We start from the raw sequence: 12,636 nt of genomic DNA, 5'->3' as shown, positions 1-12,636 counted from the left end.
CGCCGCATTGTCCTGTCTGGATATCTTGATCGAGAAGGCATCTCGCCGATGGTCGGTTTCCCGCTGCTTCTGATTCCGCTCGCGGTCTACAACATCATCGCCTTCCTGATGCCCAGCGTGTCCTTTTCGGACGTGCTGTTCAAGGTGCCGATGATCACGGGCGAGACTTGGCCGGTCACGCTCGCCGATCTCCTGCTCGCGCTCGGCGTCGTGCTGCTGCTGCTCGAGGTGGTCAAGGGCGCGCGGCCCGGCTCGAAATTCCTGATGGATCATCTGCTGTCGCTGATCATATTCGGCGCGGCTGCTGCCGAATTCGTGATGTGGCCCAAATTCGGCAACTCCACCTTTTTCCTGCTGGTGCTGCTCGCGATGGCCGATTTCCTCGGCGGCATCGCCCAGCGCACGCGCCGCCGCGTCACCTATGTCGCCGAGACGACAGTGCCAGCGCCGCGTAAGGCGAAGCGTCGGGCCGAACCGCCGGCCGATGAAGCCGCCGCCGAGCCCAAGTTCGAGCCGGTGCCGGCGCAGCCAGCGCCGGTGGTCCCACCCGCGCCCTCCGCGCAATCGGTCGCCGAATCCGTGCTGATGGATCATCCCGCGCCGAAGCCGGTGATCCCGCCCTCGCCGGAAATCCCCTCGCCGCATCTGCAGCCGGGCAACGGCACGCCGTCCTCGCCCGATGCGCCGCGCTGATCGGTCTCAAGCCACCTGTCGCGTGCGCGCGGTGACGCTTCCAAGCGGGCGCTTGGTGCCATAGGCCATCAGCGCATCCTCGGACGAGGCGCGGCGGAGCCGGCTGGTCTGGGGCAGATGCTCGGCATTGGCGATCAGCTGGGTGACGAAGCTTGAATCGGGGCGGGGCAGCGGCACCTTGTGGAGCCATTGCACAGTCGGGATCAGCGGCACCAGGGCCGTGCCCATGCTGCCTGCCGCCTCATCCGATCGATCAGTACTCAACATCGCGATCACCGTTGACCCGGCGGACATTGTCGCGTTTCGGGACGCGCGCGCCGGTGCGTGTCAGTACTCGCAAGGCCTATGCCGGGCGGACCGGTTTGGTTCCCCCCTCGCTTCACAACGTGGTTTCCAAATTGTTTATCAACTTTGCCTAGGGTCGAAGCCGAATCTGGCTTTATCCTGTGCCGGCTCAGGACTCCCCGCTGTCCCGAAATGAGGCGATTTTGACCCCCGCATTGCCGCAAGCCTCCGACATCCTGGCCGCCCTCGGCCAGGCCGTGTTCGCCTGGGACATCGCCAGCGACGCCATCGTGTGGGGCGAGCAGGTCGGCGCCGTCTTCCCCGGCATCCCCGCCGAGCGGCTCGCGACCGGCGCCGAATTCGCCAAGCTGATCGAGCCGGCGCAGTCGCTGCGGACCGCCGCGCTGGCGCAGACCTCCCCCGTGCACGGTGCCGACGGCACGCCCTACCGCGTCGAGTATGGCGTGCGCATGAGCGCCTCCGATCCCGTGGTCTGGATCGAGGAGACCGGCCGCTGGTTCGCCGGCCCCGATGGCCGGCCCACGCGCGCGATCGGCTCCGTCCGCATCAACAATGAGCGCCACGCCCGCGACGAGGAATTGTCCAAGCTGGCCCGGCTCGATCCACTGACCGGCGAACTCAACCGCGCCCATCTGATCGCGGCGCTGGCCGAGGCAATCGAGGAGACGACCCGCTTCCGCTCGACCGCTGCCTTCATGCTGGTCGGCATCGATCACCTCGCCCGCGTCAACGATGCGTTCGGCTTCGACGTCGCCGATGCCGTGATTCTCGACATCGCCAAGCGCATCCGCGCGCGCCTGCGCGGCGGCGACGTGCTCGGGCGCTTCTCCGGCAACAAGTTCGGCCTGATCCTGAAGAACTGCACCATCGACGATATGAACGTCGCCGCCGAGCGTTTCCTCGCCGGCATCCGCGACGAGGTGGTGCCGACGAAATCCGGTCCGGTCTCGGTCACCGCCTCGATCGGCGCGGTCAGCCTGCCGCGCTATGCCCGCAACACCGACGAGGCTGTGAACCGCGCCCATGAGACGCTCGACGCCGCCAAGCGCCGGCGGGTCGGCTCGTTTGCGGCGTGGCGTCCGGATGCCACGCGCGATGCGCAGCGCCGCGTCAACATCCGGGTCACCGACGAGATCGTCACGGCGCTGAACGAGCGCCGCATCAAGCTCGCCTATGAGCCCGTCGTGTCGGCTGGCTCGCGCCAGCGCGCATTCCACGAATGCCTGGTGCGGATGGACCAGGGCGACGGCCAGGTCCTGCTCGCGCCCGACATCGTGCCGGTCGCCGAGCGGCTCGGCCTCATCCGCCTGGTCGATCACCGCGTGCTCGAGCTCGTGGTCGCCGAGCTCGCGGCTGCGCCCGATGTCAGTCTCAGCCTCAATATCTCGCCCGACACCACCATGGATCCGGACTGGTGGGCGGGAATCGAGTCGCTGATGCTGGCCCATCCCGGCGTCGCCGAGCGGTTGATCGTCGAGATCACCGAGACGGTCGCGATCCAGGACATCGACGACGTGCGCGGCTTCGTCACGCGGCTGAAGAATTTCGGCAGCCGCATCGCCATCGACGATTTCGGCGCCGGGTACACCTCGTTCCGAAACCTGCGCAAGCTCGGCGTCGACATCGTCAAGATCGACGGCGCCTTCGTGCAGAACATCACGCACTCCGCCGACGACCGCGCCTTCGTGCAGACTCTGATCGACCTCGCCCGCCGCCTCGACATCAAGACTGTCGCCGAATGGGTTCAGGACGAGGAAGCAGCCAACATGCTGCGTGACTGGGGCTGCGACTACATCCAGGGCCGCCTGATCGGCCTCGCCTCGGCCGAGCGCCCATGGCGTGTGGCGGCGGAGAATGCGCTGCCGGCGGCAAGCTGAGATGCCGTAGGGTAGGCAAAGCGAAGCGTGCCCACCATTCGCGCCGCATAGTTGGAGAGACGTGGGCACGGCGCAAGCGCGCCTTTGCCCACCCTACGATTGCTCTCGTGGGCTCGACTCTTTCCGCCGTCATTGCGAGCGCAGCGAAGCAATCCAGAATCTTTCCGCGGCGGCAGCCTGGATTGCTTCGCTGCGCTCGCAATGACGATGCGCAGCTACGCCACACAAATCCCCGCGACTGCGACCTTCTGAAACAGATGCGGACTTGCGACGGCCGATGCCGGGTAGTCCGCGATCTTCGCGCGGAACTCCGGATGGGTGAATGCCGCGCGGAAATGCGCATTGGACTCCCAGACCGCGTAGTTGAGATAGGTCGGATTGTCGCCGAGCGCGCGGTGGAGCTGGGTCGAGATGAAACCCGGCTGCCGCTTCATGAAAGCGGCATCGTCCTGCCAGCTCGCCAGGAAGGTCGGTTCATCCGCGGCATCGAGCGTGAACAGGTTGACCAGCACCACGGGGCCGGCCTCGAGCGCGATCTGGCGGTCGATCGGGAAAGTCGGGTCGAGCGGACGCATATGGGGCATGGCATCACTCCGGTTAAGTTGGTATCATCATGTCAATTCGACAGTATGTGACATAGATATTTGACATGATGATGTCAAGATAGGATGATCATTACAAATGACCAGGACCAAGCGGACCGCGGTGGGCGAGGCCCTGACCGGCTTCATTCTCGAGCTGTTCCGGGCCAACGGCCTGCTTCTGACCGCCGGTGATCGGCTGGTCGCCTCGCTCGGCCTCACCAGCGCGCGCTGGCAGATTTTGGGGGCGATCGTCGATGCCGAGCGTCCGGAGCCCGTGGCCTGGCTGGCGCGCAATCTCGGCGCCAACCGCCAGAACGTGCAGCGGATCGTCAACGATCTCGAGCGGGATGGCCTCGTTGCCTTCGAGGCCAATCCGCATCACCGCCGGGCCCAGCTCGTGGTGCTCACCGACAAGGGCAGGAAGGTCTTTGACGCCGCCGGCCGCTTGCAGGCCCCTTGGGTCAACGGCCTGGCGGAAGGTCTGTCAGTGAAGGAGATCGAGGCAGCCCACCGTGTGATCGGAGCGCTACGCGACCGGCTTGAAGAGACCGGCGAGGGCTGACTGCATCTTGCCTTTTGCGTAGATGCCGTAGGGTGGGCAAAGCGAAGCGTGCCCACCACCTCTCTCCAACTCTGGCAGATCGTGGGTACGGCGCATGCGCGCCTTTGCCCACCCTACGAAGTTTGAGCGGAGCGGCGAGGGGCGCCGCGCCTCACGCACCCTCATCCAGCGCCACCAGCTCGCGCTTCTTGCGCAGCGCGGGCAGCAGCGGCGCGATCAGCAGCACCAGCGCCAGCGTCAGGCACGCCGCCGAGATCGGCCGCTGCACAAAGGTCCAGAGATCGCCCTGCGACAGGATCAGCGACTTGCGCAGATTGTTCTCCAGCATCGGTCCGAGCACGAAGGCGAGCACCAGCGGTGCCGGCTCATAGCCGAGCTTGCGCATGAAATAGCCAATGATTCCGAACGCGATCATCACATAGACGTCGAACACGTTGTTGCTCGAGCAATAGACGCCGAGGATCGTGAACAGGATGATCAGGGGGAACAGGATGTTGTAGGGCAGCTTGAGGAGCTGCACCCACATGCCGATCATCGGCAGATTGAGGATCAGCAGCATGACGTTGCCGATATACATGCTGGCGACGATGCCCCAGAACAGGCCGGGGTTTTGCGTGATCAGCAGCGGGCCCGGTTGCAGGCCGTGGATGACGAAGGCCCCGAGCAGCAGCGCCATCACCACGTTCGGCGGGGTCATCAGCGGAATGAACGCACCGCCGGCAGCCGCGTTGTTGGCGGATTCGGGGCCCGCGACGCCTTCGATCGCGCCATGGCCGAACCGCTCCGGTGATTTCGACAGCCGCTTCTCCAGCGCATAGGACGCAAACGAGGCCACCACCGCGCCGCCGCCCGGCAGGATGCCGAGCAGGAAGCCGAGCAGCGTGCCGCGTGCCACGGGGCCGGCGCTCGCCTGCCAGTCATCCTTGTTGGGCAGGAGCTGGGTGATCTTGGCGTTGATGATGTCGCGCTTGATCGCCTGCTCGGTGTTGAGCAGCACCTCGGCGACGCCGAACAGGCCCATGACCACGGGCACGAGGCCGATGCCGTCGATCAACTCCATCCGGCCGAAGGTGAGGCGCGGCTGCGCGGTGATGCTGTCGAGCCCGATCAGGCCGAGCACGACGCCGATGCAGGCCATCAGCAGCGCCTTCGGCATCGAGCCCTGGGTCAGGAAGGTGAGCACGATGAGGCCGAGCACCATCAGGCTGAAATACTCGGCCGGGCCGAATGCGATCGCGATGCTGGCAAGCTTTGGGGCCACCAGCATCAGGGCGACCAGCGCAAACGTGCCGGCGATGAAGGAGCCGAAGGCGGAGATGCCGAGCGCGGGACCGGCGCGGCCCTGCTTCGCCATCTGGTGGCCGTCGATGCAGGTGACGACCGAGGCCGCCTCGCCGGGGATGTTGACCAGGATCGAGGTGGTCGAGCCGCCATACATCGAGCCGTAATACATGCCGGCCATCATGATGATGCCGGATTCCGGCGTGCCGGACAGCGTCACGGGCAACAGCAGCGACATCGCCGAGATCGGCCCGATCCCCGGCAGCACCCCGACCAGCGTGCCGATGAAGACACCGATGAAGCAATAGAGCAGGTTGATCCCGGTCAGCGCGACACCGAACCCATGCGCGACATTGGCGAGCGTGTCCATGCGGTCAACCGATCCCGAACAGGCCAGAGGGCAGCTGGATCAACAGCAGGCGCTTGAGCACCCACCACATCCCTGATGGCACCAGCACGGCGATCGGGATCGCCAGCGTCCAGCGCACCGGGTCGATCAGCCGCAGCAACAGCAGCATCAGCGGGATCGACGACAGCAAAAATCCCAGCGGCTCGAGCGCGAAGGAGAATGCGGTGAGGCAGGCGATGACGAGCAGCGGCTTGCTCCAGCGCACGTTCTCCCAGCGCGAGGCCAGCGTCGGCCCGCCCTCCGTGATCGCCGAGACGATGATGGAGCCCGCGAACACGCACATCAGGATGCCCGTGTAGAACAGCACATAGCCGGAGCCGGGGTCGTTGATGGTGCCGAGCTTGAGCTTCAGCCCCGACCAGATCACGAAGCCGCCGAGCGCGAGCCCGATCAGCCCGCCCCAGAGCTCGGAGTTGGAGAGGCGGAGTTTGACGTTGGTTTGGTCGTTCATATGAAGAACCTTTAGATCACCGTCACCCTGAGGTGGCGGAGCGCAGCGAAGCCCTCGAAGGGCGACGGTGCCCCGATCCATCCTTCGAGGCGAGCCGCAAGTGCGGCTCGCACCTCAGGATGACGCCAGCGTGCGTGACAGCGCGATTTTACTTCTTCGCCAGTCCAAGCGTGTCGATCACCTTGCGCTCGGACTCCGTGACCTCGACGACGAACTTCTTGTAGTCCTCGGTGTTCCTGTAGTTCGGCACCATGTCGTATTTGGCGAGCGTGGCGATCACCGCGGGATCCTCGACCGCCTTCTTGAAGGCGTCGTGCAGCTTGGCGACGATCTTTGGATCCATGCCCTTCGGCCCCGCGATGCCGAACGGGGAGTCATAGACCATGGGATAGCCGAGCTCCTTCAGCGTCGGCACATCAGGATAGTTCGGCGACCGCGCGCCGGTCCACACCATCAGCAGCTTCACCTTGCCGGCGTCGACCAGCGGCCGCCAGCCCGTCGAATCCGCCTGGAGCATCGTGTGCTGTCCCAGCACGGCTGCGTTGGTCTCGGCGCCGCCCTTGAACGGCACCTGCGTGAGCTTGATGCCGGACATCGCCGCGATCTGCTCCATGCCGATATGCAGCGAGGTTCCGGTGCCCGGCGTCGCATAAGTCACCTTGCCCGGGTTGGCCTTGGCGAAGTCGACCACGTCCTTCCAGGACTTGAATTGCGATTCCGCGCTGGTGGTCACGCCGAACGTGTAGCCGGTGAGGTGGATGATATAGGTAAAGTCTTTCGCCGGATCCCATGACACCTCCTGCATCAGGGGCAGGCGGAACACGGTGATCGGAATCTGCGAGATGGTATAGCCGTCCGGCTTCGCGGCCGCGGCCATGGTCGCCGGTCCCACCGTGCCGCCGCCGCCGGCCTTGTTGTCGATCACGATCGGCTGCCCCAGCACCTTCGAGGCGCTGTCGGCGATGGCGCGCATCGAGATGTCGGTCGAGCCGCCGGCCGGCCACGGCACGATCAGCGTGACCGGCTTGGTGGGATAGTCCTGCGCACTGGCAGCGGTCGCGAGCAATGCGCCCACAACATGCATGGCGGCAAAGGCAATCGGCTTCAGCCCGTATCGCGACATCGAAACACCTCCCTCGCAGCGGTCTCCTTGGACCGCCGTTTCTCGTTGTTATGAGCGGATTGTCCCCGAAATCATGGGAGAAGAAAAGCGCATTGAGCGGATCGCCCGCATGGGCGTGGCAGTGCCCCCGCGCAAAACGAGACGTGCGACAATTGGTCGTTTGGAAGTGTGCCGAGACGCGGAATTTGAGGGGGCCTGAAGCCCTTACGCCACGCGCCGGACCGCGTTCAGCGTCTCGATGGTGCGTCCGACCTCGGCCGCCGGGCACGGCTTGCCGAAATAATAGCCCTGCACCGCGGTGCAGCCGCATTCGCGCACGAAGTCGAGTTGCTCCGCGGTCTCCACGCCTTCTGCCGTGGTCTCGACCCCGAGCACGGAGCCGAGGCTGGCGATGGTGCGGACGATGGCAACGCTCTCCGGGCTTTCACCGAGCGTCCCGACGAAGGAGCGGTCGATCTTGATGCGATCGAACGGAAACTTGCGCAAATAGCTCAGCGAGGAATAGCCGACGCCGAAATCGTCGAGGCTGACGCGCACGCCGAGTGCGCGGAGCTGATGCAGGATCTCGATCGTTGCTTCGCTGTCGTCAAGCAGCGCCGTCTCGGTGACCTCGAGCTCGAGGCGTTGCGGCGGCAGCCCGGCTTCCGCGAGCGCACTCGTGACCATCGTCGCCAGTCCGCGCGAGCGGAATTGCACCGGTGACAGGTTCACCGCGACGGTGACGTCGGGCCAGGACGCTGCAGTGGCACAGGCCGTGCGCAGCACCCATTCGCCGATCGGAACGATCAGCCCGTTCTCCTCAGCGATCGGGATGAACTCGGCGGGCGAGACCAGGCCGCGCGAGGGATGTTTCCAGCGCAGCAGCGCCTCGAAGCCGGTGAGCTCGGTCGAATCCAGCCGCATCTGCGGCTGGAACACCAGATGGAACTGGTTGGACTCCAGCGCGCCGCGCAGATCGTGCTCCAGCGCGTGCCGGCGGCGCGCCTCTTCCTCCATCTCGGGCTCGAACAGCTGGTAGGCGCCGCGCCCCTTGGCCTTGGCCTGGTACAGCGCGAGGTCGGCGCATTTCATCAGCTCGTCGGCGTCCAGGCCGTGATCGGGCGCGATCGCGATGCCGACGGAGACGCCGACATGGATCGCCTGGCTTTCTAGCTGCGGCGGGTGGCCGATGATCTCGACCAGGCGGCGGGCGAGCTGTTCGGCCGATTGTGGCTGCGGGCCGCGCTGGAGCACGGCGAACTCGTCGCCGCCGAGCCGCGCGACGGTATCGTGCTCGCCGACATTCTCCTTCAGGCGGGCCGCGACCCAGCGCAACAACCGGTCGCCGGCGGCATGGCCGAGACGGTCGTTGACGGTCTTGAAATTGTCGAGGTCGAAGCACAGCACCGCCATTGCACCGCCGGCATCGCGACGTGGTTCAAGCCCTCGCCCATCTTCTCGCGGAACAGGGTGCGGTTTGGCAAGTCAGTCAGGGAGTCGTGTCGCGCCATATGCGCCACGCGGGCCTGCGCCTTGTGTCGCTCGGTGACGTCCTCATAGGTGACGACCCAACCGCCATGCTCCATCCGCTTGTGATTGAGCTTGATGATGCGGCCGTCGCTCAAATGGCGGTGCAGCGTGTGCTCGCCCTCGCGCAGCCGCTCGACATAATCGGCATAGAGCTTGGCGCCGGACATGTTGGGATGAATGCCGAGCGCGCAACTGTGCTCCATGATCTCGCGCATCGAGACGCCCGGCTTCACCATGTCAGGCGAGAGACCGTACATCTCGATATAGCGGCGGTTGCAGACGATCACGCGCAGGCTCGAATCGAGCATGCATAGGCCCTGGCTCATGTTGTTCAGGGCCGCATCGAAACGCCGATACTGCTCGCTCAGCTCCTCGACCGCGTGCTCGCGCTCGGTGATGTCTTCATAGGTGGCGACGAAGCCACCTTCGGCCAGCGCGCAATAGCGGACCGAGATCACGGTATCGTTCGACATGCGCCGGCGCGTCGGCGAGGAATCGCGGTTCGCGATCCGCGCGCGGGCGGCTTCCAGGATCTGTTGGGGGGTGTATTCCGAGGCGAACGCGCCGTTCGCCATCGATCGCTCGATCAGCTCGCCGAGATGCGTGCCGGGTCTCGTCTCCTCCGGCGAGAGCAGGTAGATCTTGCGGTAGGTGGTGTTGCAGACGCGCAGGCGCATGTCGCTGTCGTAGAAGGCGAGCCCGTGCGCCATGTTCTCCAGCGCCGCGTCGAGAATGAAGTTCTGCCGCCGCAGTGTCTCCTCGTATTGCAGCCGTTCGGTGACGTCTTCGTGCACCGTCACCCAGCCGCCGTCGGGAAGGAAGCGGGAGACCGCCTGCACCATCCGCCCGTCGTAGCGCATCACCAGCAGGGTCTTCGCTTTCCTGGCGCGCACGTCCTCGAGCCTGGTGTCGTGGAATTCCTCCGCCGGCATGCCCGCCACGTTACCGCGCGCGAGCCAGTGCTCGATGGCCGTGCTGTGTGCGACGCCGGGTTTTACGATGTCGGGGTCGAGATTGTAGAGCTTCAGGAAGCGCTCGTTGCACAGGACGACGCGGCTGTCTGCGCCATACATGATGAGGCCGTGCGACATGTTGGCGAGCGCATGCTGGCTGCGTTCGGTCTGCACGTGCAATTCCGCCTCGAGCCGGGAAAGGCGGCTGACGTCGTCGCAGATCGTCATCCAGCCGCCGCCCGGAAGTGGCTTCAGCTCGAGGGACATGACGAGGCCGCTTGCCAGCCGCTGCTCGGTCCGGAACGGCTTGCCGCCTGCGATCTCTGCGATCCGCGCCGAATACAGCGCGTCGAGCTCAATCTCCGGGAAGTTGCCGCGGCTCGCACTGTGCGCGAGCACCTCGCGGTAGCTCGTACCGATGCGCACGATTTCGGCGGACAGGTCGAACAGCGAGAGGTAGCGCTGGTTGACCAGCACGATCCTGTTGTCGGCATCGTAAACGCAGACGCCTTGCTCCATGCGATCGAGCGCAAGCTGGCTCAGCGCGACCAGGGCCTCCGGGCCCTGCTCGCGGCGTGCACCAAGCTCGTTGTCGCGGGTCGACGTCATGGGGTCGGCATGATCTCGGCGGGCAATAGACTTAACGCAACGTAATTCCGCTGCCGAGGGTAGCGAAGAGGCGGGAAAATTCCCTTAAGCGCAGTAGTTTACGGAGGGTGACCGGCGATGGTGAGAACTTGTTTGGTCCGCGAGCATGCTGAGGCGCTTGCAAGCCAGAGTTGGCCGCAATTTCCGCCGTCGTCCCGGCGAAGGCCGGGACCCATAACCACAGGGAGAGGTTTGGCGAAGACTGGTAGTGAACAGGCTGTCCCGCGGTACTAGCACTGTGTGTTTACAGACAGATCACGCGGTATGGGTCCCGGCCTTCGCCGGGACGACAGTGCCTACGGCCCGTACAGCACGAGCTCCGTATCCGTGAGGTCGGCGAGCTGCGGTCGGTGCGGGCCTTTGAAATATTTGCGGCCGCGCCGTTCGGTGTAGATGCCGGCGAGGCCGGGAATCGGGCCGTTGGCATCGACCGCTACCGAGATCTTGCCGAGCCGCAGCAGCAGCCGGCCGATGCGGCCGGCGCATTCGGCGTACTCGGCGGCGCTGCGGCAGTAGATCAGCTTCATCGCGGGCGGCGCGATGAAGCCGCGGCGGATGCGCACCGGTTGCAGGATGAAGGGGAACGTTCCCTTCGGCGTGCGGCAGACGATGCTGAGGCAATTGTAACGCGCATGCCGCGTCAGGAGCTCGGTCTCGTCCTGGGAAAGCCCGTCGATCGCCTTGGCGTGCTGGGAGATCACCTCGATCTTGCTCCAGCGCGGGGCGCGCGCCAGCGCCGGCACCGAAAAGAAGATGCCGCGGCAGTAATTGCGAAATCCCAGGGCCTCGATGATCGGCCAGGTCCACGGCGCCGGGCTGATGTTGAGATAGGTGACGTCCTTGTGCCGCTGCGCGACCTTGGTCAGGAACGGAGCGTAGTTGCGGTAGGCCGGATCGACATACCAGCTCGACAAATTGCACTGGATGGCGGTCTCTTCGCCGTGCTTTCGCGTCGTGTAGATCAGCAGCAGCACGCCGACGGGATCGCCGTCATTGTCGAGCATGTAGCCGAAGCGCGGATAGCCTTCCGGCACGGGCCGGAAGGCCTGCCGGCGCAGGCCCTGCATCCAGTATTCGCGTGAGCGGCCGACGAAGCCGCGCGTCAGCAAGTCCGCGATCTTCTCGACGTCGGACTCGGTGATCTCGCGGCAACGGACCTTGGTATGGATCACGCTCGTCTTGCCCGTGGAAATGGTCGGCCTCGTTTGGTCTATCGTTTCAGCATGATCTCTTCGGGATCATGCTCTAGCGCCAGCCTTCGCCATGGGCTTCTGCCGCGGCTTGCGGCTGCAGGCCCAGCATGTCCCGCACCTTGGCGGGCCAAGCGGACAGATCAGTGCCGTGGGTGTGGAACATGGCGACGGCCAGGCGGTCCATGCCGAAGGCGACGCAGCCGGTGTGCGCCGGCTCGCCATTGGCGTCCTGGATGCCCCAGGTCGTGCCGAAATGCTCGCGGTGATAGTTGAAGCTCATGCAGGCGGTCGGCTGCTCCTCCGAGCGCAGCGGGATCAGAAGCTCGAACTTGAGCTGCTGCTGCTTCTGGCTCACCGCCTTCATCTGGCCGACGCGGCCGAAGAAGGGATCGCTGGCATAGTCGACGCGGAAGGTCAGGCCGAGATCGGTCGCGATTTTCTGCGCGCGCACCATCCAGCGCTCGCGGAAATCGGCGACGTCGTCGGGCGTGCCGATGCAGACATATTCGCGCATCCGGAACGATTGCAGCCGGTCGAGATGCTTCGACGGCTCGCGGCGGAAGCAGTCGGCGGCAACGTCGAAGCGCAGGCCGCCCTTCGGCAACTGGCCGCGGCTCGCCGCGATCGGATAGACGGGATAGCAGGCCGCCGGCGACAGCACGAGGTCGGCGGGCGACAGTGACGTGGTCCAGTCGCCGCCGGCATCGAACCGGCTCACCGCCGCGTTGATCTCGCGCTCGGTGCCATGTAGGCCGCAGACGCAGCCGAGCAGGTTCGGGAAGCTCTTGAGATAGCCGGACTTCTCCAGCTGCGCGCGGCTCATCACCGGCGGGAAGCGCAAGGCTTCGGTGCCGGCCTCGCGATGGCCAGTGATCAGCGCGGCGAGCTTCTCGACAATGCCCTCATAGAGCGCGGTGCGGGCGTAGACGCCGTCCGAGCCCATGCGGTGGAACAGCTTGTCGGCGAGATGATCGAGCGGATCGACGATTTGCGGCGCGGTTTCAGGCGAATTGGGGAGGACGGCAATATTCATGGGTCGATGTCCTG

General features: G+C 65.4%; 10 protein-coding genes and 1 pseudogene. 3 read left to right on the top strand and 8 right to left on the bottom strand.

Translation table 11 applies throughout. The annotated features are described in order from the left end of the window. Positions 1-48 precede the first annotated feature (48 nt). Complete coding sequence (locus N2603_RS44190; protein WP_260387146.1) at positions 49-693, top strand: hypothetical protein; 645 nt, start codon at positions 49-51, stop codon at positions 691-693. A 6-nt stretch (positions 694-699) separates the two neighbouring features. Here N2603_RS44190 and N2603_RS44185 read toward each other — a convergent pair whose 3' ends face one another. Beyond that, positions 700-960, bottom strand: coding sequence for a hypothetical protein (locus N2603_RS44185; protein ID WP_260387145.1), 261 nt, complete (start codon positions 958-960; stop codon positions 700-702). A gap of 221 nt (positions 961-1,181) precedes the next feature. On the opposite strand from N2603_RS44185, the gene N2603_RS44180 reads away from it, so the two are divergent. Next, positions 1,182-2,876: a bifunctional diguanylate cyclase/phosphodiesterase gene (locus tag N2603_RS44180; protein ID WP_260387144.1), complete on the top strand. Its 1,695-nt coding sequence runs from the start codon at positions 1,182-1,184 to the stop codon at positions 2,874-2,876. A gap of 215 nt (positions 2,877-3,091) precedes the next feature. On the opposite strand, the gene N2603_RS44175 is transcribed toward N2603_RS44180, so the two are convergent. Continuing rightward, positions 3,092-3,460: an antibiotic biosynthesis monooxygenase family protein gene (locus N2603_RS44175; RefSeq protein ID WP_260387143.1), complete on the bottom strand. Its 369-nt coding sequence runs from the start codon at positions 3,458-3,460 to the stop codon at positions 3,092-3,094. Positions 3,461-3,557: 97 nt separating this feature from the next. Between N2603_RS44175 and N2603_RS44170 the strand changes: the two genes are divergently transcribed. Next, entirely contained in the window at positions 3,558-4,022 is a 465-nt protein-coding gene (locus tag N2603_RS44170) for a MarR family winged helix-turn-helix transcriptional regulator (protein ID WP_260387142.1), read from the top strand. A gap of 151 nt (positions 4,023-4,173) precedes the next feature. Here the strand turns inward: N2603_RS44170 and N2603_RS44165 are convergent, their stop codons facing one another. From N2603_RS44165 to N2603_RS44135, 6 genes and pseudogenes are all read right to left on the bottom strand, one after another. Then, positions 4,174-5,673, bottom strand: coding sequence for a tripartite tricarboxylate transporter permease (locus tag N2603_RS44165; protein ID WP_260387141.1), 1,500 nt, complete (start codon positions 5,671-5,673; stop codon positions 4,174-4,176). A gap of 4 nt (positions 5,674-5,677) precedes the next feature. Continuing rightward, a complete protein-coding gene (locus N2603_RS44160) occupies positions 5,678-6,163 on the bottom strand; it encodes a tripartite tricarboxylate transporter TctB family protein (protein WP_260387140.1) in 486 nt (161 codons plus the stop codon). Positions 6,164-6,311: 148 nt separating this feature from the next. Then, positions 6,312-7,286, bottom strand: a complete 975-nt coding sequence (locus N2603_RS44155) for a Bug family tripartite tricarboxylate transporter substrate binding protein (RefSeq protein WP_260387139.1) — start codon at positions 7,284-7,286, stop codon at positions 6,312-6,314. Between the two features lie 204 nt (positions 7,287-7,490). Continuing rightward, positions 7,491-10,357, bottom strand: a pseudogene (locus tag N2603_RS45175) (PAS-domain containing protein). Between the two features lie 335 nt (positions 10,358-10,692). Continuing rightward, a complete protein-coding gene (locus N2603_RS44140) occupies positions 10,693-11,568 on the bottom strand; it encodes an acyl-CoA acyltransferase (RefSeq protein ID WP_260387136.1) in 876 nt (291 codons plus the stop codon). 73 nt (positions 11,569-11,641) lie between these two features. Further along, complete coding sequence (locus tag N2603_RS44135; protein WP_260387135.1) at positions 11,642-12,622, bottom strand: amino acid--[acyl-carrier-protein] ligase; 981 nt, start codon at positions 12,620-12,622, stop codon at positions 11,642-11,644. Positions 12,623-12,636: the final 14 nt, after the last annotated feature.

Source organism: Bradyrhizobium huanghuaihaiense, from assembly GCF_025200885.1.
In the GTDB taxonomy this organism is placed as follows: domain Bacteria; phylum Pseudomonadota; class Alphaproteobacteria; order Rhizobiales; family Xanthobacteraceae; genus Bradyrhizobium; species Bradyrhizobium huanghuaihaiense.
Note: the sequence above shows the minus strand (reverse complement) of the source record. Positions and strands in the feature narration are given on the sequence as shown.